Origin of the sequence: Streptomyces sp. MBT53 (assembly GCF_016654115.1) — a bacterium.
Taxonomy (GTDB): Bacteria; Actinomycetota; Actinomycetes; order Streptomycetales; family Streptomycetaceae; genus Streptomyces.
The window spans coordinates 1-21269 of the sequence record NZ_JAEQAZ010000039.1 but is presented as its reverse complement, the minus strand read 5'-3'; the positions used below and the strand labels follow the sequence as shown (position 1 = coordinate 21269).

Annotated in this window: 21 protein-coding genes and 1 pseudogene; 12 read left to right on the top strand and 10 right to left on the bottom strand. The window is 69.1% G+C overall.

Annotated elements, in window-relative coordinates:
• Window positions 1-184 precede the first annotated feature (184 nt).
• The gene (locus JHN45_RS16700; RefSeq protein ID WP_201049551.1) at window positions 185-1636 is read left to right on the top strand and encodes an NCS2 family permease; all 1452 of its coding nucleotides are present in this window, start codon (window positions 185-187) and stop codon (window positions 1634-1636) included.
• Window positions 1637-1670: 34 nt separating this feature from the next.
• Here the strand turns inward: JHN45_RS16700 and JHN45_RS16695 are convergent, their stop codons facing one another.
• The 3 genes from JHN45_RS16695 to JHN45_RS16685 form a co-directional block, all read right to left on the bottom strand.
• Entirely contained in the window at window positions 1671-3131 is a 1461-nt protein-coding gene (locus JHN45_RS16695; RefSeq protein ID WP_200713545.1) for a penicillin-binding protein 2, read from the bottom strand.
• A gap of 64 nt (window positions 3132-3195) precedes the next feature.
• Window positions 3196-3669 (bottom strand): GNAT family N-acetyltransferase, encoded by a 474-nt coding sequence (locus JHN45_RS16690; RefSeq protein ID WP_201049550.1) that lies wholly within the window; start codon window positions 3667-3669, stop codon window positions 3196-3198.
• Between the two features lie 27 nt (window positions 3670-3696).
• Entirely contained in the window at window positions 3697-4470 is a 774-nt protein-coding gene (locus tag JHN45_RS16685) for an IclR family transcriptional regulator (protein ID WP_200678173.1), read from the bottom strand.
• Window positions 4471-4612: 142 nt separating this feature from the next.
• Here JHN45_RS16685 and JHN45_RS16680 point away from each other — a divergent pair, with 142 nt between their 5' ends.
• Together JHN45_RS16680 and JHN45_RS16675 are read left to right on the top strand one after the other, a co-directional pair.
• A complete protein-coding gene (locus JHN45_RS16680; RefSeq protein WP_201049549.1) occupies window positions 4613-6142 on the top strand; it encodes an aldehyde dehydrogenase (NADP(+)) in 1530 nt (509 codons plus the stop codon).
• Window positions 6143-6273: 131 nt separating this feature from the next.
• Window positions 6274-6882 carry a DUF1349 domain-containing protein gene (locus JHN45_RS16675; RefSeq protein WP_093625270.1) on the top strand — a complete coding sequence of 203 codons (609 nt, stop codon included), beginning with the start codon at window positions 6274-6276 and terminating at the stop codon, window positions 6880-6882.
• On the opposite strand, the gene JHN45_RS16670 is transcribed toward JHN45_RS16675, so the two are convergent.
• Complete coding sequence (locus JHN45_RS16670) at window positions 6842-8212, bottom strand: MFS transporter (protein WP_236583747.1); 1371 nt, start codon at window positions 8210-8212, stop codon at window positions 6842-6844. The genes JHN45_RS16675 and JHN45_RS16670 overlap by 41 nt on opposite strands.
• A 70-nt stretch (window positions 8213-8282) precedes the next feature.
• Here JHN45_RS16670 and JHN45_RS16665 point away from each other — a divergent pair, with 70 nt between their 5' ends.
• The 4 genes from JHN45_RS16665 to JHN45_RS16650 all read left to right on the top strand — a co-directional run bounded on the left by JHN45_RS16665 (window position 8283) and on the right by JHN45_RS16650 (window position 11703).
• Complete coding sequence (locus JHN45_RS16665; protein WP_201049547.1) at window positions 8283-9278, top strand: GlxA family transcriptional regulator; 996 nt, start codon at window positions 8283-8285, stop codon at window positions 9276-9278.
• Window positions 9275-9766, top strand: a complete 492-nt coding sequence (locus JHN45_RS16660; RefSeq protein ID WP_201049546.1) for a GNAT family N-acetyltransferase — start codon at window positions 9275-9277, stop codon at window positions 9764-9766. Before JHN45_RS16665 ends, JHN45_RS16660 begins: the two co-directional genes overlap by 4 nt.
• A 77-nt stretch (window positions 9767-9843) precedes the next feature.
• The gene (locus JHN45_RS16655) at window positions 9844-10557 is read left to right on the top strand and encodes a DsbA family oxidoreductase (RefSeq protein WP_201049545.1); all 714 of its coding nucleotides are present in this window, start codon (window positions 9844-9846) and stop codon (window positions 10555-10557) included.
• A 96-nt stretch (window positions 10558-10653) separates the two neighbouring features.
• On the top strand, window positions 10654-11703 hold the full coding sequence (locus JHN45_RS16650) for an aminotransferase class V-fold PLP-dependent enzyme (protein ID WP_201049544.1): 1050 nt from the start codon (window positions 10654-10656) through the stop codon (window positions 11701-11703).
• A gap of 16 nt (window positions 11704-11719) precedes the next feature.
• Here JHN45_RS16650 and thpD read toward each other — a convergent pair whose 3' ends face one another.
• The 6 genes and pseudogenes from thpD to JHN45_RS16620 form a co-directional block, all read right to left on the bottom strand.
• Complete coding sequence (thpD, locus tag JHN45_RS16645) at window positions 11720-12616, bottom strand: ectoine hydroxylase (RefSeq protein ID WP_201049543.1); 897 nt, start codon at window positions 12614-12616, stop codon at window positions 11720-11722.
• Between the two features lie 5 nt (window positions 12617-12621).
• Window positions 12622-13026: an ectoine synthase gene (locus JHN45_RS16640; protein WP_201049542.1), complete on the bottom strand. Its 405-nt coding sequence runs from the start codon at window positions 13024-13026 to the stop codon at window positions 12622-12624.
• Between the two features lie 53 nt (window positions 13027-13079).
• Window positions 13080-14351 carry a diaminobutyrate--2-oxoglutarate transaminase gene (gene ectB / locus JHN45_RS16635; protein ID WP_201049541.1) on the bottom strand — a complete coding sequence of 424 codons (1272 nt, stop codon included), beginning with the start codon at window positions 14349-14351 and terminating at the stop codon, window positions 13080-13082.
• Window positions 14352-14397: 46 nt separating this feature from the next.
• Complete coding sequence (gene ectA / locus JHN45_RS16630) at window positions 14398-14907, bottom strand: diaminobutyrate acetyltransferase (RefSeq protein ID WP_201049540.1); 510 nt, start codon at window positions 14905-14907, stop codon at window positions 14398-14400.
• Between the two features lie 255 nt (window positions 14908-15162).
• Window positions 15163-15273 (bottom strand): annotated as a pseudogene (locus JHN45_RS16625) (DUF664 domain-containing protein); the annotation flags it as partial.
• 64 nt (window positions 15274-15337) lie between these two features.
• Window positions 15338-16438 (bottom strand): aminotransferase class V-fold PLP-dependent enzyme, encoded by a 1101-nt coding sequence (locus tag JHN45_RS16620; protein WP_201049539.1) that lies wholly within the window; start codon window positions 16436-16438, stop codon window positions 15338-15340.
• A gap of 193 nt (window positions 16439-16631) precedes the next feature.
• On the opposite strand from JHN45_RS16620, the gene JHN45_RS16615 reads away from it, so the two are divergent.
• From JHN45_RS16615 to JHN45_RS16595, 5 genes are all read left to right on the top strand, one after another.
• Window positions 16632-17492, top strand: coding sequence for a transporter substrate-binding domain-containing protein (locus JHN45_RS16615; RefSeq protein WP_201049538.1), 861 nt, complete (start codon window positions 16632-16634; stop codon window positions 17490-17492).
• Window positions 17489-18322, top strand: a complete 834-nt coding sequence (locus JHN45_RS16610) for an amino acid ABC transporter permease (protein WP_200714955.1) — start codon at window positions 17489-17491, stop codon at window positions 18320-18322. The genes JHN45_RS16615 and JHN45_RS16610 overlap by 4 nt, the downstream gene beginning before the upstream one ends.
• Entirely contained in the window at window positions 18319-19125 is an 807-nt protein-coding gene (locus JHN45_RS16605) for an amino acid ABC transporter ATP-binding protein (protein ID WP_200714956.1), read from the top strand. Before JHN45_RS16610 ends, JHN45_RS16605 begins: the two co-directional genes overlap by 4 nt.
• A gap of 34 nt (window positions 19126-19159) precedes the next feature.
• Entirely contained in the window at window positions 19160-20251 is a 1092-nt protein-coding gene (locus tag JHN45_RS16600) for an amidohydrolase family protein (RefSeq protein ID WP_201049537.1), read from the top strand.
• A 131-nt stretch (window positions 20252-20382) separates the two neighbouring features.
• Window positions 20383-21258: an SCO1860 family LAETG-anchored protein gene (locus JHN45_RS16595; protein ID WP_201049536.1), complete on the top strand. Its 876-nt coding sequence runs from the start codon at window positions 20383-20385 to the stop codon at window positions 21256-21258.
• Window positions 21259-21269 lie beyond the last annotated feature (11 nt).

Here is a 21269-nt window from a genome sequence, read left to right as displayed (position 1 = left end):
AGCGTAGCAGTGATCAACTGGCCGGATTGGTACAGGCCTTCGAACGCTGTTTGACGGGTCGGCCACAAGTCGGCGGGTCGACCCTGATTCCGTAACACGGGGAAAACCTGAAACAGGTTCAACGCGGGAACAATCCAGCCAGCATCCGCGCACCGATCACTGAGGCAAAACGAGGAGTACCCGCATGTCCGAGTCACAGAAGGTGGCCGACCGGCCAAGTGCCGAACCACCGGCGGCGAACGGTGTCGACCGGTTCTTCAAGATCTCCGAACGGGGATCCACCTTCGGTCGTGAGATACGCGGTGGTTTCGCCACGTTCTTCACGATGGCCTACATCCTCGTACTGAACCCGATCATCCTGGGCAGTGCCAAGGACAAGTTCGGGCACTCGCTCGACACCGGCCAACTGGTCACCGCCACCGCCCTGGTGGCCTGTGTGATGACGGTCATCATGGGCGTCGGCGGCAACCTGCCCCTCGCCATCGCCGCGGGCCTCGGCCTCAACGCCGTCGTCGCCTTCCAGTTGGCGCCGCTGATGAGCTGGCCCGACGCGATGGGCCTCGTCGTCATCGAGGGCGTTCTGATCTGCGTCCTGGTCCTCACCGGGCTGCGCGAGGCGATCATGAACGCGATCCCGCAACAGCTCAAGCAGGCCATCGGCGTCGGCATCGGGCTGTTCATCGCGTTCATCGGCTTCGTCGACGCCGGCTTCGTCAGCCGTATACCGGACGCCGCGCAGACCACGGTTCCCGTACAGCTCGGCGCCGTCGGCCATCTCGCCGGCTGGCCCGTCCTGGTGTTCTGTCTCGGCGTACTGCTGACCATCGCGCTGGTCGCCCGCAAGGTGAAGGGCGCCATCCTGATCAGCATCGTCACCATGACCGTCCTCGCGATCATCATCAACTCCGCCGCCGACATCAAGAGTTGGGGCCTGATGACCCCCAAGGTGCCGGACAAGATCGTGGCCGCGCCCGACTTCGGACTCATCGGTCACTTCAGCCTGTTCGGGGCCTTCGGCGAGACCAGCGCGATCACCGTGATCCTGCTGATCTTCACGCTGATCCTGTCGGACTTCTTCGACGCCATGGGCACGATCGTGGGCATCAGCGCGGAGGCCGGACTGCTGGACGAGGAGGGGCAGGTGCCGAACATCGGCCGCGTCCTGTTCATCGACGGTGCCGCCGCCGTCGCCGGTGGGATCGGGTCCGCGTCCTCCAACACCGCCTACATCGAGTCGGCTTCGGGTGTCGGCGAGGGGTCGCGTACCGGGTTCTCGAACCTGATCACCGGCGGTCTGTTCGGGCTCGCGCTCTTCCTCACCCCGCTGCTGACCATCGTGCCGTTGCAGGCCGCCGCGCCCGCGCTGATCGCCGTCGGGTTCCTGATGATGACCCACGTCAAGCACATCGACTGGGACAAGTACGAGATCGCCATCCCCGCGTTCCTCACCATCGCCGCGATGCCGTTCACGTACTCGATCACCGACGGGATCGGCGCCGGGTTCATCTCCTACGTCGTGATCAAGGCGGTGCTCGGCAAGGCGAAGGAGGTCAACTGGCTGCTGTGGGGCGTGTCGGCACTGTTCCTCGTGTACTTCGCCATCGACCCCGTGGAGCAGATCCTGGGCGTCAAGTGAACGTCGGCCCCGGCCACCCGGCCGGGGCCGCTCGCTAACTCTTCAGCGCCGCCTTCATCATCGCCTTGGCCACCGGGGCGGCCAGGCCGTTGCCGCTGATCTCGGACCTCGCCGCGTCCGACTGCTCGACCACGACAGCCACGGCGACCTCTTTCCCGGTGTCGTCGGACTTGCCGTAGGACGTGAACCAGGCGTACGGGGACTGGTCGTTGTTCACGCCGTGCTGGGCCGTGCCCGTCTTGCCGCCCACGGTCACACCGGCGATCTGCGCGTTCGTGCCGGTGCCGTCGGTGATGACCGTCTGCATCGCCGACTGGAGCTGCTGGGCGGTGCGCGAGCTGACGATCTCCTTCGTCGTCGTGCTGTCGTCGTAGTTGTGGACCACATCGCCGCCGCTGTCGGTGGTCTCCGACACCATGTGCGGGGAGACCAGCTTGCCGTCGTTGGCTATAGCGGCCGACACCATGGCCATCTGGAGCGGGGTGGCGGTCACGTCGTACTGGCCGATACCCGTGAGGGCCGTCGACGACTGGTTCATGTTCGACGGGTAGACGCTCGGGTACGCCCGCACCGGGATGTCCAGCTTGTCGTCGTTGAAGCCGAACTTCTCGGCCATCGCCTTGACCTTGTCCTGTCCCAGGTCCACGGCCATCTTCGCGAACACGGTGTTGCACGAGTACTGGAGCGCGACCCGGATCGAGGCGTTCGTGCAGGGCGCGGAGGAACTCTCGTTCTTCAGCGGGGTGACCGTTCCCGGCAACGTGTACGGCGAGGGGCTGGTCGTCTTCTCGTCCACCGAGGAGTAGAGCCCGTCCTCCAGGGCCGCCGCCGCCACGACCAGCTTGAACGTGGAGCCCGGCGGCAGCGGCTGGCGCAGCGCGCGGTTGGTCAGCGGCTTGTCGGCGTCCGCGTTGAGCTGCTTCCAGGCAGTGGCGGCGGTGTTCGCGTCGGTCAGCGACGAGGGGTCGTAGGACGGGGTCGAGACCACGGCGAGGATCTTTCCGGTCGTCGGATCGATCGCGACCGCGGCACCCTTCTTGTCGCCGAGCGCGCTGTACGCCGCCTTCTGCACATCCGGGTCGATCGTCGTGACCACGTTGCCCGGGGCGGCCCGCTCGCCGGTGATCGTGTCCATGACGGTCTTCAGGCCGCTGTCCGTGCCGTCGAGGAGGTTCGCGTAGATCCCCTCCAGCTGCGTCGGCGCGTAGCTCTGCGAGGCGTAGCCCGTCACCGCCGCGTAGAGCTTGCCGTCCGTGTAGGTGCGTTTGTACGCGAGGTCGCTGTCGCCTCCGGTCCGCGTCGAGCCGGTGATCGCGTTCCCGGCCACGATGATGTTCCCGAGCGGGTCCGCGTACGTCGCGATCACGTTCCGCCGGTTGTCCTTGTCGTCCGCCAGCGCCTGGCCTTCGTAGAACTGCACCCAGGTCGCCCTCACCAGGAGGGTGAGCACCAGGAGCAGTGCGAAGACGGAGGCGCGCCTGATCGTCTTGTTCATCCCGCATGGAGGACGAGCGGGCGGGACGGAATCGTTCCCTTACGCCGCTTTTCTCATCGAGCGCTCATGAAGTCAGCGTCAGGAGGAGCTCGTCGATCTCCTCGCCGCGAGCGTTCGCGAACCCCCGGTCGTGCCCGGTGACCACGAACCCGCACTTCTCCAGCACGCGCCGCGAACCCGCGTTGTCGGCCGCCACGCGCGCGTGCAGCGGGCGTTCGGGCACCTCTGCCAGCAGGTCGCGCAGCGCGGCCGTCGCGATGCCCTTGCCCCAGTAGGCGCGGTCGATCCAGTACGTCACCTCGCGCTCGCCCGGCTCGCCGTACACCGCGGCGCTGCCCACGACGTCACCGTCGACGAGGACCGTGCGGTTCACCACGCCGGCCTGGGCGCGGATGCGCCTCCAGTGGGCGTCGAAGGCGTCCCGGTCGGCCGGGTCCTTGTGGGTGAAGGCGGCCATGCGCAGCGACTCGGGGTCGTTCGTCTGCCGGAAGAAGACCGGCAGATCGCTGTCGTGGACAGGACGGAGCGCGACCTCCATGAATACCTCCATGCGTGACGTCACGGGTCAGAGCCTGCGGGTGGCGAGGGTCAGCCGGTCACGGGCGTCGAACAGGGCGTCCTTCACCATCTGTTCGTGCGCGGGCGTCAGCCGGGCCACCGGCACCGAGCAGCTGATCGCGTCCCGCGCGGGGGTGCGGTACGGAATCGCGACGCCGAAGCAGCGCAGCCCGAGCGTGTTCTCCTCGCGGTCCACGGCGAAGCCCTGCTCACGGACCGTGTGGAGCTCCTCGATGAGCTTCTCGCGGTCGGTGATCGTGTGCTCGGTGAGCGCGGGCAGGGTCTCCGGGAGCATCTTGCGGACCTGCTCGTCCGAGTAGGTGCTCAGCAGCGCCTTGCCCAGTGAGGTCGAGTGCGCCGGGAGGCGGCGGCCGACGCGGGTGAAGGGCCGTAGATAGTGCTGGGACTGGCGGGTGGCCAGGTAGACCACGTTCGTGCCGTCGAGGCGGGCGAGGTGGATGGTCTCCGTGGTGTCGTCCGAGAGCCGGTCCAGCGTGGGGCGGGCCGCCGCCACGACCTCGTCGCCGTCGATGTACGACGTGCCGACCAGCAGCGCCCGTACGCCGATGCCGTACCGCGTGCCCGTCGCGTCCGTCTCCACCCAGCCCAGCTCCACCAGCGTGCGCAGCAGCATGTAGAGGCTGGACTTGGGGTAACCGACGGCCTCCTGGACCGCCGCGAGGGAGTGCATACCGGGCCGGCCCGCGAAGTATTCGAGCAGCTCCACCGTCCGCACCGCGGACTTGACCTGTGCCCCGCCGCCTGTCTCGCCTGCCGACATCGCCCTTGACACCCCTTCGTTCGACGAGAACCTTGAGTTATCGTCTCCACGAGCATATTCATCATCAGAGACAGCGTTCAGCATATCGAACGAGCCTGGTGAATGACCCAGAACTGCGGCATTACATGTGGAGGGACCCGCGGTGGCAGCAGCACCAGTCTGGAGTGTCGACCCCCGAACCGGGAAGCAGCGGGAACAGGTTGCGGTGGAGGCCACAGCCCAGGAGGTGGACGCCGCCGTCCGCGCCGCCCACGCCGCGCGCGGCTCGCTCGCCGACCGCACGGTCCGCGCCGCCTTCCTGCGCGGCGCCGCCGACCAGCTCGAAGCGGCCAAGAACCAGTTGGTCGAGGTCGCCGACGCGGAGACCGCGCTCGGCCCGGTCCGGCTCAACGGCGAACTCGCCCGCACCTGCTACCAGTTGCGCGCCTTCGCGGACATCGTCGACGAGGGCGCCTTCCTCGACGTCGTCATCAACCACCCCGACGACACGGCCACCCCGCCGATCCCGGACCTGCGCCGCTACAAGGTGCCGCTGGGCGTCGTCGCCGTCTACTCGGCCTCCAACTTCCCCTTCGCCTTCTCCGTACCCGGGGGCGACACCGCGAGCGCGCTGGCCGCCGGCTGCCCGGTCGTCGTCAAGGCCCACCCCGACCACCCCGGCCTGTCCGAGCTGGTCGCGAAGGTGCTGCGCCGCGCCGCCGCCGAGCAGGGCATCCCGGACGGCGTCCTCGGCCTGGTGCACGGGTTCGAGGCGGGCGTGGAGCTCGTCAAGCACCCGCTGGTCTCGGCGGCCGGTTTCACCGGGTCGGTACGGGGTGGCCGTGCCCTCTTCGACGCGGCCGCGTCCCGGCCCGTGCCGATCCCCTTCCACGGCGAACTGGGCTCCCTCAACCCCGTCGTGATCACCGAGGCGGCCGCGGCCGAGCGGGCCGAGGCGATCGGCACGGGGCTCGCGGGGTCGATGACCCTGGGTGTCGGGCAGTTCTGTGTGAAGCCCGGTCTTGTGCTGGTGCCGTCCGGCTCCGCCGGGGACGGACTGGTCAAGTCGCTCACCGACGCCGTCAGCGACACGGACTCCGGGGTGCTGCTCGACCACCGGATGCGGGACAACTTCCTCGCGGGTGTCGCCGAGCGGGCTCAACTCCCCGATGTGGACTCGCCTGTGACGCCCGGCGCGGGCAGCGAGCACACCGTGAGCCCGGGGTTCCTGACGGTACCTGCGGAGAAGCTCGCGGCTGAGGGGGCGTACGACCTGCTGCTCGAAGAGTGCTTCGGGCCGGTCACTGTGGTGGCCCGCTATGACGACGACGCGCAGGCGAATGCCGTGCTGTCGCGACTGCCCGGGAATCTTACGGCGACTGTTCATCTGTCGGCGGAGGAAGCGGCGGGAGAGGGGCGTGGGGCGGAGATCCTGGCCGAACTCACGCCGTTGGCCGGGCGGGTGTTGGTGAATGCGTGGCCTACGGGTGTTGCGGTGGCGGCGGCTCAGCATCACGGGGGGCCGTACCCGGCTACGACTTCTACGTCGACTTCCGTTGGTGGTACGGCTATTGAGCGGTGGCTGCGGCCTGTTGCTTACCAGAACACGCCTGAAGCGTTGCTGCCGTTGGAGTTGAGGGACGAGAACTCCCTTGGGCTGCCTCGGCGTTATGACGGGCGTTTGGAGCGGTAGCGCCATTGGGGGTGCGGTTGAGTGCGGAGTGCCGGTCCGTTGTGGCTGGTCGCGCCCACGCGGCGGAGCCGCATATCGATACAGCCCCGCGCCCCTGAAAAGCCTTCGCCTGGGCCTGAGATAGTTAGTGGATGGACTTGGAACTCCCCGAACTGCCCTTTCCCCTCCGTACGTATGGCCCCGATGGGCATTGGTCCTACGAGGACGGTGTGCTCACCGGGTGGGCCGGGCCCCGGCAGGATCGGTTTGTGCCGCCTACCGGGGAAGGGCTGGACCCCGCCTCCGACGCGCCCCGGCTGCTCGGGGCGCCGCATGGCGACTTTCAGCTCATCGCCCGCGTCACCGTCGGGTTCGCGGGGTCGTTCGACGCGGGTGTCCTCTACGTCCATGTCGGGGAGCGGGCCTGGGCGAAGTTGTGTCTGGAGTACTCGCCCGATGTGCCTACCGTCTGCACAGTTGTCACCCGGGGGCATTCTGACGATGCCAACTCCTTCACCGTCGACGGGAGTTCGGTGTGGTTGCGGGTCAGTCGGACCGGGCGGGCGTTTGCCTTTCATGCCTCGCGGGACGGTGAGCGGTGGGTCTTCGTGCGGCTCTTCACGCTCGGGGACGAGAAGGAGACGGACGCGGCGCTGGTCGGGTTCATGACGCAGTCGCCGATGGGGGAGGGGTGTGTCGTGACGTACGACCACCTTGAGTTCAGGGCGAGTTGGCCGGACGACCTGAGAGACGGAAGCTGAGCGAGGCCGTCACCGCGAAGAGGGCCGCGCTGATCGCGAGGCTCTCCCGCAGGCCCGTCGTGAAACCGTCGGAGACCAGTGCCCCGAACACGGCGATGCCCAGCCCGCCGGCCACCTGCCGCGCCGAGTTGAGGACCCCGGCCGCCAGGCCCGCCCGCTCGGCCGGTACCGCGTCCATCATCACGGCGGTCAGTGGCGGGACCGTCAGGGCGCAGCCGAGGGCCATCGGCACGAGCAGTACGGCGACGAGGAGTGGGGGCGTGTGCTCGTCGACGTAGAGCAGGCCGAGTGCGCCGGCTCCGGCGAGCAACTGGCCTATCAGCATGGGGAGTCGGGCTCCGTAGCGGCCCGCAAGTTTGCCCGACACGACGTTCGTCACCGAGATCAGGCCGGCCATCGGCAGGAACATCAGCCCGGCGTACAGCGCCGAACGGCCCTGTACCTGCTGGAAGAAGAGCGAGAAGAGGAAGACCACGCCGTAGAAGGCGACACTGCATGCCGCGCCCGCCGCGACCGCCACGGACACCGTGCGGCTGCGGAACAGGCCGAGGGGCACCACGGGGTGTGCCTGGCGGAGTTCGACCCGGATGAAGAGCGCGCCCGCGACGAGGGCGATCAGCGACGCCGCAACTCCCGTCGTCCCGCCCTCGATCACCGCGAAGGTCACGGCGGTGAGTGCCACCACCGCCAGCACCTGGCCGGGCAGGTCGAGCGGCGCGGGGCGGCGCTCCGAGCGTGGTGAGCGGATCAGCAGGGCCAGTGCCGCCGCGCCCAGGGGCAGGTTGATGAAGAAGATGCCGCGCCAGTCCCAGGCCGTGGTCAGCGCGCCCCCGGCCACCGGGCCGAGGGCCACCGCGATCGAGCCGCCCGCCGCCCAAGTGGCCACCGCCCGGGCCCGCTTGGCCGGTTCGGGGTAGGCCTGCCGGACGAGGGACAGCGAGGCCGGGAGCACCACTGCGGCGGCCACGCCCTGGAGCACGCGGGCGGCGATCAGCGTGGGCAGGTTCGGGGCCAGGCCGCAGGCCGCCGACGCGAGGGTGAACACCGCGACGCCGATCGCGTACGCCCGGCTCGCCCCGGCCCGGTCCGCGAAGGCGCCGGTGGACAGCATGAGCGCGGCGAAGGAGAGGGTGTAGGCGTCCACCACCCACTGCAGGCCCGACATCCCGCCGCCGAGCGCGTGTCCGATCGACGGCAGCGCCACGTTCACCACGGATGCGTCGAGGGTGATCAGCGCGAAGCCGAGGAGGGCGGCGGTGAGGGTGAGCGCGGGGGACGGCGGGGTCGAACGGCCGGTGCGGGGCGTGAGTCGGGTGGTGGTCGTTGGCATGTACCCATGCTGCGGAACCGTGGCGGCATAGAGTAGTGGCCGGAACGCCATACAGCCGGAGGTTCTGGCCATGCCGAGGAAACGGCCCCCGCACCGCGTCGCGATCGTCGCGCCGTCCCCCGTCTCCATGTTCAACCTGGCCGTCCCGGAGATGCTCTTCGACAAGGTCGAGGTCGACGGAGCCCCTGGTTATGAGGTGACCATCTGTAGCTCAGACGGCGGTCCGGTGGTGACGACCGGTGGGCTGAAACTCCAGGTGAGCCAGGCGCTCGACGCGCTGGGCACCGCCGACACCGTGGTGCTCGCGGGCACCGGCGAGCGCTACGACCCCGACCCGGCCGCGGTCACCGCCGTCCGTGAGGCCGCCGCAGCGGGCAAACGGATCGCCTCGATCTGCAGCGGCGCCTTCGTGCTCGCCGAGGCCGGGCTGCTCGACGGCCGCAGCGCCACCACGTACTGGGGAATGGCGGACGAGCTGCGCGAGCGCTATCCGGCCCTCGACCTCAGGGGTGACGTCCTCTACGTCCAGGACGGCCAGGTTCTGACCGCCTCCGGGTACGCCGCCGGCATCGACCTCTGCCTGCACATCATCCGCACCGACTACGGCGCCGCCGTCGCCAACGAGGTCGCCCGCCTCGCCCTCGTCGCACCCGTACGGCCGGGCGGCCAGACGCAGTTCACCCAGACCCCGCTGCCGCCCGAACGCGGCACCGCCTGCGCCGACACCCGGGGCTGGGCCATGCGCAACCTCGACAAGCCGCTCACCCTCACCGACCTGGCCCGGCACGCGGGCGTGAGCGTCCGCACCCTCACCCGCCGCTTCCACGCCGAGAGCGGGGTCAGCCCCCTGCAGTGGCTGCTCCACCAGCGCGTCGAACGCGCCAAGGAACTCCTGGAGACCACCGCCCTGCCCATGGACCAGGTGGCCCGCGCCTGCGGCCTGGGCACGGCGGACTCCCTGCGCGGCCACCTGGTCCGCCGCACCGGTCTGACCCCGAGCGCCTACCGGACGCAGTTCAGCCACCTGGGAACCGAAGCGGCGGACATCACGTCATCGGTCGCATGACGAGTGATCGCGACACCGACACCCTGATGATCCGCACGGCCCTGCCGGCCGAGGTCGACGCCATCGCCGACCTGCACCTGCGCGCCCGGTCGACCTACTACCCCGACGGTCTCCCGCCGTCGGACTTCGACTGGCGCGCCGCCTGGCTGGCCTCCGTCGAACGCCCGGACGGCCATGTGCTGTGCGCGGTCGAGGACGGCCGTATCGTCGCCATCGCCTCCTTCCGCACCGCGGAGGGCGACCCGGTGGACACGGTCACGCTGTTCCAGTTCCACGTCGACCCCGACCGCTGGCGCTCCGGCCTCGGTACGGCCCTGCACAGGGCCTGCGTCGAGCAGTGGCGGGCCGACGCCCGGCGCACCGCCGTACTCGATGTACATGTCGACAACGAACGGGCGCAGGCCTTCTACGTCCGTCAGGGCTGGGTCGCCGATCCGGACGACGGTGGTCATCATCTGGGGATGCGCCTGGACCTCGGCAGGGAATGAAGCGGACCGAAGGAACGTTCACGGGGGAAACGGAGGGACTCTCCGTCAACCGCACACGTCCTGGAAAGAGCCGAAGAATGCGCGTCGAGATCTGGTCGGACATCGCCTGTCCCTGGTGCTACGTGGGCAAGGCCCGCTTCGAGAAGGCCCTCGACGCGTTCCCGCACCGCGACGGCGTCGAGGTCGTCCACCGGTCCTTCGAGCTCGACCCGGGCCGCGCCAAGGGCGACATCCAGCCCGTGCTGAAGATGCTCACCAAGAAGTACGGCATGAGCGAGGCGCAGGCGCAGGCGGGCGAGGACAACCTCGGCGCGCAGGCCGCGGCCGAGGGCCTCGACTACCGCACCCGTGACCGCGACCACGGCAACACCTTCGACATGCACCGCCTCCTGCACTTCGCCAAGGAGCGGGGCCGCCAGGACGAGCTGATCCAGGCGCTGTACAAGGCGAACTTCGCCGAGGAGCGGTCCGTCTTCGGCGACGACGAGCGCCTCGTCGAACTGGCCGCGGGTGCCGGACTGGATGCCGAGGAGGCCCGCAAGGTGCTCGCGGACTCCACCGCCTACGCCGACGACGTCCGCGCCGACGAGCGCGAGGCCGCCGAACTGGGCGCGAACGGCGTCCCCTTCTTCGTCCTCGACCGCAAGTACGGCGTCTCCGGCGCCCAGCCCGCCGAGGTGTTCGCCCAGGCCCTCACCCAGGCGTGGGGCGAGCACTCGCCCCTGAAGCTGATCGACAGCGGTGACGCGGAGGCCTGCGGCCCGGACGGCTGCGCGGTGCCGCAGGCCTGAAAGCCGCAGGTCAGGGTGGACACATAAGCGTTGCTTAGAGGATTCACGCAAAAATACGCAATGGACGAGGCCCGAACGGCACCGCAGAGTGGTGCCATGGAGACCTTCGAGAGCCTCGTCCGTGCCGAGTTCGCCCCGAAGAACACCTACCTCAACACCGCGAGCACCGGCCTCCTCCCGAGGCGCACCGTCACCGCCATGCACACCGCCGTCGAGGCGGCCTCGATCGGCACACCGACCGACATGTTCGACGACGTCGAGGCGTCCCGCGCCGCCTTCGCCCGCCTGACGCGGGTACCGGTCGACCGGGTGGCGGCCGGGGCCTCGGTGGCCGTCTACAGCGGACTGATCGCCGCCTCGCTCCCGTCCGGCGCCGAAGTCCTCACCGCCGAGGCCGACTTCAGCTCCGTCGTGAACCCCTTCCACATGCGCGCCGACCTCAAGGTGCGTGCCGTCCCGCTGGAGCGGATCGCCGAGTCGGTACGCCCCGGCACCGCGCTCGTCGCGGTCAGCGCCGCCCAGTCCGCCGACGGCCGCATCGCCGACCTGCCCGCGCTCCGGGCGGCGGCACACGAACACGGGGCGCGTACGTACGTCGACGCCTCACAGGCCGTCGGCTGGCTGGACCTCGACGCGGACGCCTACGACTATGTCGCCGCCGTCGGCTTCAAGTGGCTCTTCTGCCCGCGCGGAGTCGCCTTCCTGGTCACCCCGGAAGACCTCGGCGGCCTCAACCCGGTCTTCGCCGGCTGGGTCGCGGGCGAGGCCCCGTGGGACAGCTGCTACGGCCCGGTCGCCGAACTCGCCCACTCCGCCCGCCGGTTCGACGAGAGCCCCGCCCTCTTCTCCTACGCCGGTGCCCGCCACTCCCTCGCCCTGCTGGAGGAGTTGGGCGTGGCCGCCGTACGCACCCACGACCTCGACCTGGCCGACCGCTTCCGCGCGGGCCTCGCCACCCTCGGGCACGAGCCCGTCGCGTCCCCCGGGTCCCCGATCGTGTCGGTGCCCGGACTCGGCGGACGGCAGGGGGAGTTGAGCGCGGCGGGAGTCGAAGTCTCGAACCGGGCGGGGAACTTGCGTGCGGCCTTCCACCTCTACAACACACCGGAGGACGTCGACCGACTGCTGGACGTCCTCGCCGGCTGAGGCAGGAGGGGGCGGGTCACCGCACCGGAGTGAAGTCCCGCGCCCCGATGAACTCCGGCCGTCGCACCGGCGCCGCGAACGGCTCGACCGCCTTGTTCTCCACGCTGTTGAAGACGATGAAGACGTTGCTGCGCGGGAACGGCGTGATGTTGTCGCCGGAGCCGTGCATGCAGTTGCAGTCGAACCAGGTCGCCGAACCGGCCCTGCCCGTGAACAACTTGATGCCGTACGCGGAGGCCATGTCGGTCAGCGCCTCGTCGGACGGGGTGCCAGCGTCCTGCATCTGGAGCGACTGGCGGTAGTTGTCCTCGGGGGTCGCGCCCGCGCAGCCGAGGAACGTGCGGTGCGAGCCCGGCATGATCATGAGGCCGCCGTTGGTGTCGTGGTTCTCGGTGAGCGCGATCGACACCGACACGGTCCGCATGTTCGGCAGACCGTCCTCGGCGTGCCAGGTCTCGAAGTCCGAGTGCCAGTAGAAGCCGCTCGCGCCGAAACCCGGCTTGACGTTGATCCGGGACTGGTGGACGTACACGTCCGAGCCGAGGATCTGCCGGGCCCGCCCGACGACCCGCTCGTCCCGCACGAGCCGTGCGAACACCTCGCTGATCCGGTGCACCTCGAAGACCGACCGGATCTCCTTCGACTTCGCCTCGACGATCGACCGCTCGTCGGCCCGGATCGCGGGGTCGGCGACGAGGCGCTCCAACTCCCGCCGGTAGACGTCGACTTCGTCGTCGCGGAGGAGTTCCGGCAGGGCGAGGAAGCCGTCGCGCTCGAAGGAGTGGAGGTCGGCGGTCGGGATCGGGCCGGTCGCGTCGGGGGAGCCCCAGACGACGGGGTCCTTGCGCGGGACGGACACCTCGGTGGTGCCGCGGCTGGGGTACAGGTCGGTGACGGTGGGGGCAGTGGTCATGTTCGTCAGACCTCCTCGGGCTCGGGCAGCAGCGGATATACGCCGTTCTCGTCGTGGTCCTCCCGTCCGGTGACAGGCGGGTTGAAGACACAGATGCAGCGGAAGTCCTCCTTGATCCGCATCGTGTGCCGCTCGTGTCCGTCGAGGAGGTACATGGTCCCGGGCGTGATCGTGTACGTCTGCCCGGTCTCGTTGTCGGTGAGTTCGGCCTCGCCCTCGACGCAGACGACGGCCTCGATGTGGTTCGCGTACCACATCGACGTCTCGGTGCCCGCGTAGAGGACGGTCTCGTGGAGCGAGAAGCCGACCCGCTCCTTGGCGAGGACGATGCGCTTGCTCTCCCAGGTGCCGGACGCGGCCCTGATGTGCCGGTCGGTGCCTTCGAGTTCCTTGAACGAACGGACAATCACGGTGCTGTGACGCCTCCTTGATGTGGTGTCAGACGGTGTCGGTGGGCGCGGTGTCAGACGGTTTCCCGTACGGCGCGGGCGAGGATGCTCAGGCCCTCGTCCAACTCCTCCGGAGTGATGGTCAGCGCGGGGAGCAGTTTCACGACCTCGCCCTGCGGGCCCGACGTCTCTACCAGCAGGCCGAGTTCGAAGGCGCGGGCGCAGATCCGTCCGGCGCGCTCGGGGTCCTTGAACTCGATGCCCCAGACCAGTCCGCGGCCCCGGTACTCCTTGATGTCGGCGAGGTTCTCCTCGGTGATGGAGATCAGCCCCTGCTCGACCTGCTCACCGCGGGTGCGGGTCTGCTTCTCCATCGCGGAGCCGTCCGCCCAGTACGTCTCCAGGGCGGCGGTCGCGGTGACGAACGCCGGGTTGTTGCCGCGGAACGTGCCGTTGTGCTCGCCCGGCTCCCAGATGTCCAGCTCCGGCTTGAACAGGCACAGGGACATCGGAAGGCCGTAGCCGCTGATGGACTTGGAGACGGTGACGATGTCGGGGACGATCCCCGACTCCTCGAAGGAGAAGAACGCGCCGGTGCGGCCGCAGCCCATCTGGATGTCGTCGACGATGAGCAGCATGTCCTGGCGCTCGCACAACTCGGCGAGGGCGCGCAGCCATTCGGGGCGGGCGGCGTTGATGCCGCCCTCGCCCTGCACGGTCTCGACGATCACGGCGGCGGGCTTGTTGAGGCCGGAGCCCTGGTCCTCCAACAGCCGCTCGAACCACAGGAAGTCGGGGATCTGGCCGTCGAAGTAGTTGTCGAAAGGCATCGGGGTGCCGTGCACCAGCGGGATGCCGGCACCGGCCCGTTTGAAGGCGTTGCCGGTCACGGCCAGCGAGCCCAGCGACATCCCGTGGAAGGCGTTGGTGAACGACACGATCGATTCGCGGCCCTTCACCTTCCGCGCCAACTTCAGTGCGGATTCAACGGCGTTGGTGCCGGTCGGGCCCGGGAACATCACCTTGTACGGCAGATCGCGGGGCCGCAGCACCAGGTCCTGGAAGGTCTGGAGGAACGCGCGCTTGGCACCGGTCGACATGTCGAGCCCGTGGGTGACGCCGTCGCGCTCCAGGTAGTCGATCAACGCCCGTTTCAGAACAGGGTTGTTGTGCCCGTAGTTGAGCGAGCCGGCGCCCGCGAAGAAGTCGAGGTAGGCGTGGCCGTCCTCGTCGTACATACGGCTGCCCCGGGCCCGGTCGAAGACGGTGGGCCAGCCGCGGCAGTAGCTGCGGACCTCGGACTCCAGGGTCTCGAAGACGCTGAGATCGGGCTGGGTGATGGTCACGCGAATCGCTCCTAAGGGGGTGTGGGGGGTTGCGGAGGCCGCGGCCTCAGAGACTCAACGGGCCGATCCGGTACAGCACTTCGGGGTCGTGCGGTCCGTCCGGGAAGTCACCGGCCTCGAAGAGGACCGTGCGCTCCACGGTGGCGCCGTGGCGTTCGGCGTAGGAGGTGAAGAGGCGTTCGGAGGCGGTGTTGCCGGGCGTGATGGTGGTCTCGATCGCGGTCAGCCCGTCGTGCTCGGCCGCGACCCGCTCGGTGAGGCCGTCCAGCAGCCGGGCGGCCAGCCCGCGCCCGCGCTGCGCGGCGTCGACGGCGACCTGCCACACGAGCAGGGTGCCGGGCCGGTCCGGCGGCACGTACCCGGTGACGAAACCGACCGGCTCCCCGCGCTCGTCCCGCACGACGGCGGAGGTGCCGGCGAAGTCCCGGCACCACAGCAGATAGCTGTACGACGAGTTCAGGTCGAGGGCGTTGGAGTCCTTGGCAATACGCCAGAGCGCGGCGCCGTCGGCCACCGTGGGGCGGTCTATGTGCAGGTCTGCTCGGGTGGCGGTCATGCAAATTGAATTTACCGAGGGAAATTCGAAATTGCATGGAGGGATGGGGTTACGTGTGGGGCTGTGCTGTGTTATCACGCGGGCGGGTGCGGAAGGTATGTGGTGGTTTGACCCGCAGATAAAGGGCAGAACGGGCCGCCTGTGTAACGGGTCACAAGGGTGTAACCCTCACGAGATCTACGCTAATTATTTGCGTTTAGGTGCGCGGAAATCGGGCAGAAGAATTCTGGAATTGCATCCGAAATCCGAGCCGAATTAGGCGCCGGTCGTACCGCCGATGCTTTCCCGCAAGATATCGGCGTGACCGTTGTGCCGCGCGTACTCCTCGACCGTGTGAACGAGCACCCACCGCAGACTGACGTCGATCCCGGTCAATGTCCTCGACATCGAGGGCGGGGGCCGGAGCCCCCGGGGGTGCCTCGGCCGAGGGTTACCGCCACGCCCCTTCCACGGCAGCCCGAGCCCCCTCCAAGTCCACCTGCGCCCCCTGCTCGGTCAGCGCCGCGCCCAGCGCTGCCAAAGAGCTCCGTACCGCGTCCGCCGTCGCGTCGACCCCGTAGTGGTTGACCCGGATCATCTCCTTGGACAGGGCGCCGCCGCCCGCCACGAGCGGCAGGGTCGGGTTCGTCGCCAGGGCGCTCGTCACCAGCTCCGAGGCGATGACGCCCGGCGGTGTCCTGAGGGTCGTGGCGACCGGGGCGGCCTCGGACGCGTTGTTGACGTACGGCTCCAGGCCGCCGCCCAGGGCCAGGGCGCCTGCCCGGGTCGCCGCAGCCGCTACCGCGTGGCGGCGCATCACCGTGTTCAGGCCCTCCGCCTCGATCCGTTCCACGCATGCCTCCAGGGCCAGCATCTCCAACTGGGCCGGGGCATGGAGGAGGGTCTTGCGGCCCGCGTCCACCCAGCGGGCCTTCCAGTCGAGGAGGGAGAGGTAGGAGTGGCGTGGGGCTCCGGGGTTGGACGTCATACGGGCCCATGCCCGTGCGCTCACCGACACCGCCGACACGCCCGCCGGGCCGCCCATCGCCTTCTGTGCGCCGATCACGCACAGGTCGACACCCCACGCGTCCGGCAGTACCGGCTCCGCGCCGATGGAGGCCACCGCGTCGAGGTAGAAGAGGGCGCCGTGCGCGCGTACGGCCTCGCCGATCTCCGCGACCGGGTTGGTGTTGCCGGTCGCCGCCTCCGCGTGGACCAGGGACACGAAGTCGATCTCCGGGCGTTCGGCGAAGGCTTCCCGGATCTGGTCCGCCGTCACCGCCGTGTGGAACGGGACCGCCAGGTCGATCACCTCGGCGCCGCAGTCCCGCAGCCAGTTCCCGAAGGTCTGCCCGTAGGGGCCGGTGATGACGTTCAGCGCGACCGTGCCCGGACCGGCCGTCGAACGGATCGCGCCCTCCAGCGGCAGCAACGCCTCGCCCTGCATGATCACGACATCCTGCTCGGTGCCGAGCAGCCGGGCCACCCGGTCCTCGATCGAGGCGAAGTGCGCGGCGCTCAGCGGGGCCAGGTCGAGGAAGGGGTGCGTCACGGCGGTGCTCTTTCACTCGCGGGGACCGAAGGTGTCCCGGGGATCGATGGGAACGAGGGTAACCGGCGCCCCTGGGCCCCTCTGACCGGCGACTTCTTAGCCCGTACGGCCCCCTCGCCGACACCTCACCACGAGCGGGGCGCCCCGCCACTCCGAATAATCGGAAGCCACAGTTCCGTCACAGGAGGCCTCCGTGAACACGCTCCTCGGCCGCCGGACCCGCACCCTGGCCGCCACCACCGCGACGGCCACGACGGCCGCACTCGTCCTCGTGGCCGGGTGCACGTCGAGCGACAGCGGCGGCAGCGGTTCGAAGACCGCCGCCGGTGGCGTCGAACTCGTCAAGGCGGGTCAGCTCACGACCTGCACCCACCTGCCCTACCCGCCCTTCCAGTCCGAGATCGACGGCAAGGTGCAGGGCTTCGACGTCTCCCTCATCGACCTGGTCGCCAAGGACCTCGGCGTGAAACAGCAGATCCTCGACACCCCCTTCGAGAACTTCAAGACCGGCGCCTTCCTCAACGCAGACGAGTGCGACCTGGCCGCCGCCGGCATGACCATCACCGCCGAGCGCAAGAAGAACGTCGACTTCTCCGACCCCTACTTCGACGCCACGCAGGCCGTCCTCGTCGACAAGAAGAGCGGAATCACCTCCCTCGCCGACGTGAAGACCAAGGGCAAGAAGCTCGGCGCGCAGGCGCAGACCACCGGCGAGGACTACGCGAAGAGCAAGGGCTTCGACCCCGTCTCCTTCGAGTCCTCCGACGCCGTCCTCAACGGCCTGCGCACCGGCCAGGTCCAGGCCGTCATCATCGACTACCCGGTGGTCCAGGGCTGGCTCAAGACCAAGGCCAACGCCGACGCCTTCCAGGTCGTCGACAACCTCAACACCGGTGAGCAGTACGGCTTCACGGTCAAGAAGGGCAACACGAAACTCCTCGCCGCCATCAACAAGGCGATCAAGGACGCGAAGGCCGACGGGACGTACAAGAAGCTGTACGAGAAGTGGATCGGTCCTTACGACGCCTCGGCCGCCTCGCCCTCGGCCTCATGACCGATACCGATGTCCAACTCCATCCCAGGGCAAAGGGTCTGACGCGTCGTCAACGGCGCAGGCTGTCCAGGGGAGTTCAGTACACCGTGTTCCTCGGCGCGGTGATCGCCTTCGCGGTCACCGCCGACTGGGGGCGCCTGAAGAACCAGTTCGCGCAGTGGAGCATCGCCAAGCAGATGTTCCCCGACGTCATCACGCTGGCGTTGAAGAACACCGTGCTCTACACCCTCTCCGGCTTCGTCTTCGGACTCGTGCTGGGGATGGTCGTGGCGCTGATGCGGCTGTCGTCCGTCGGACCGTACCGCTGGCTCGCCGGGATCTACATCGAGATCTTCCGGGGACTGCCCGCCCTGCTGATCTTCATCTTCGTCGGCGTCGCCGTGCCCCTCGCCTTCCCCGGCACGGAGATCGTCGGCGGTACGTACGGCAAGGTCGCCCTCGCGCTCGGCCTGGTGTCGGCCGCGTACATGGCGGAGACGATCCGGGCGGGCATCCAGGCGGTGCCCAAGGGGCAGTTGGAGGCGGCCCGTTCGCTCGGGTTCTCGCAGGCGCGGGCCATGGTGTCGATCGTCGTCCCGCAGGCGTTCCGGATCATCCTGCCGCCTCTCACCAACGAACTCGTCCTCCTCTTCAAGGACTCCTCCCTGGTCCTGTTCCTCGGCGTCACCCTGGAGGAGCGCGAACTGTCCAAATACGGACGGGACTTGGCCAGTACGACCGCCAACTCCACGCCCATCCTGGTCGCGGGCCTGTGCTACCTCCTCGTGACGATCCCGCTGAGCTTCGTGGTGCGCCGCATGGAGACGAAGACCGGGGAGGCCGTGCGATGACCACCCCGTCAGGGAATTCCGAGAGTCCCGGGAACCCCGAGATCGAAGTGCGCGGCCTGCACAAGTCGTTCGGCACGAACGAGGTACTGCGCGGCATCGACCTGGAGATCGGACAGGGGGAGGTGGTGTGCGTCATCGGCCCGTCCGGCTCCGGCAAGTCGACGCTACTGCGCTGCGTGAACCTGCTCGAAGAACCCACGAAGGGGCGGGTGTTCGTCGGCGGCACCGAGGTCACCGACCCCGATGTCGACATCGACGCCGTGCGTCGTCGTATCGGCATGGTCTTCCAGCAGTTCAACCTCTTCCCGCACCTGACCGTCACCGAGAACCTCACCCTGCCCCAACGCAGGGTCCTGCGCCGGGACAAGGCGGCGGCGGAGCGGGTGGCCGCCGAGAACCTGCGACGCGTCGGACTGTCCGAGAAGGCCGCCGCCTACCCCGCGTCCCTCTCCGGCGGACAGCAGCAACGCGTCGCGATCGCACGGGCGTTGGCGATGGACCCCGAGGTGATGCTCTTCGACGAACCGACCTCCGCACTCGACCCGGAACTGGTGGGCGACGTACTCGCGGTCATGCGGATGCTCGCGAACGAGGGCATGACCATGATGGTGGTCACCCACGAGATGACGTTCGCGAGGGAGGTGGCGGACCGGGTGGTCTTCATGGACGGCGGGGTGATCGTCGAGGACGGCACGCCGGACCGGGTCATCGCCGATCCCGCACACGAGCGCACCCGCCACTTCTTGTCACGCCTGCTGGACCCCGCGATGGCTGAAGTACAGGACGAGGACAGCACACCTTGAGGGGACCCGCACCCGACGAACTATCGTGCGTCCCATGAGCGATCAACCGGTGCTGCACGTGAAGGGCCGGGTCCTGGTGGGCCCCGAGGACATCCGCGACGAACTCTGGGTCATCGACGGCCGTATCTCCTACGACCGTCCCGTCGACGCCGGTGACATCCGGACCGTCGACGGCTGGACCCTCCCCGGCCTGGTCGACGCCCACTGCCATGTGGGCCTGGGCGCCCACGGCCCCGTCGACGCGGCCACCGCCGAGACGCAGGCCCGCACCGACCGTGACGCCGGCACCCTGCTGCTGCGCGACGCCGGCTCGCCGTCCGACACCCGCTGGATCGACGACCGCGAAGACCTCCCGAAGATCATCCGCGCCGGTCGGCACATCGCCCGCACCCGCCGCTACATCCGCAACTTCGCCCACGAGATCGAACCGGACGAACTCGTCGCCTACGTCGGCCAGGAGGCCCAACGCGGCGACGGCTGGGTCAAGTTGGTCGGCGACTGGATCGACCGCGACCTCGGCGACCTGTCGGCCTGCTGGCCGCGCGAGAGCGTGGAGGCGGCGATCGCCGAGGCCCACCGGCTCGGTGCGCGCGTCACCGCGCACTGCTTCGCCGAGGACGCGCTGCGCGACCTGGTCGAGGCGGGCATCGACTGCATCGAGCACGCGACCGGCCTCACCGAGGACGTCATCCCGCTGTTCGCCTCACGGGGCGTGGCGATCGTCCCGACCCTCGTGAACATCGCCACCTTCCCGAAGCTCGCCGAGGGCGGCGACGCCAAGTACCCACGCTGGTCCGCCCATCTGCGACGACTGTACGAGCGGCGCTACGACACCGTGCGCGCCGCCTACGACGCGGGCATCCCGGTGTACGTCGGCACGGACGCCGGCGGATCGTTGGCCCACGGCCTGGTCGCCGCCGAGGTCGCCGAACTCGTCACCGCCGGCATCCCGGCCGTGGAGGCGCTGTCGGCGACCGCGTGGGGCGCGCGGCGGTGGCTCGGGCGGCCCGGGCTCGAGGAGGGCGCGCCGGCGGACTTCGTCGTGTACGAGGCGGACCCGCGCGCCGATGTGCGCGTCCTGGTGTCGCCGCGACGAGTGGTGCTGAACGGGCTGGTGGTCGAATAGTCGCCAGCCGATTCGAATACGTTCACGGAAAACCCACGATGGGGTGAAGTGACGCGGGATCGCTGACGGTTCACCCTTCGTGGGTAATTCTTACCGGGTCCCAAGCATGTCTCTTCTGGGGGTCCCACACCTTGAACGGCACCAACTTCCGCATGCCCGCACGCCGTTGGGCCACCGTCGCCACGGCCACCGTGCTCGCCGCCGGTCCTGCGACGCTGGCCGGCGCGGGGTCCGCCCACGCGACCACGGACCAGGGTCGCGCGAGCGCCGTCGTACTCCGTACCGGGCTCGACGTGTCCCTGCTCAACAAGACCGTGGACGTCCCGCTCGCGGTCTCCCTCAACGAGGTCCAGGCACCGCAGAGCGCCGAAAAGACCGCGCTCTCCGCCCAGTTGGACGGGGTGAACGGTGGGCAGCCGTTCAGTGTGCTCAGCGCGGACGTCGCCACGGCGAAGGCGACGGTGTCCGCGACGAAGGCCGAGGGGTACACGAATCTCGCCCATGTCCGGCTCCATGTCCCCGGGTTGCCGTTGCTCTCGCTCATCGAGGTCGACGCGCTCACGTCCAGGGCGACGTGCGAGGCGGGGAAGGCGCCGGTCGCCACGTCGCATCTGCCGGGTTCCGTGACGGTGCTCGGTAAGCGGGTCACCGTGACCGCCAGCGGTCCTACGGAGGTTCAGGTGCCGGGGGTCGGGTCGGTGCGGCTCGACCTGTCCAAGACCTCGACCACGTCACGTACGGCCGCTGCGACCGCGCTCCAACTCAAGGTGTCCGTCAATCCGTTGAAGCTGAACGTGGCCGATGTGGAGGGGACGGTGACGTTGGCACGGGCGACGTGTGAGGCACCCGAGGTTGCCCCCGATGTGAAGCCGCAGGGCGCTCCGGTGGAGGAGGGGTTGGCCGAGACGGGGGGCAGCTCCATGACGCCGTACATCGCGGGTGGGGCGGTGTCCTTGCTGGCGCTGGGTGGGGGAGCGGTGATCATGGCGCGCCGCCGTCGTGGCTGAGGCAACTACCT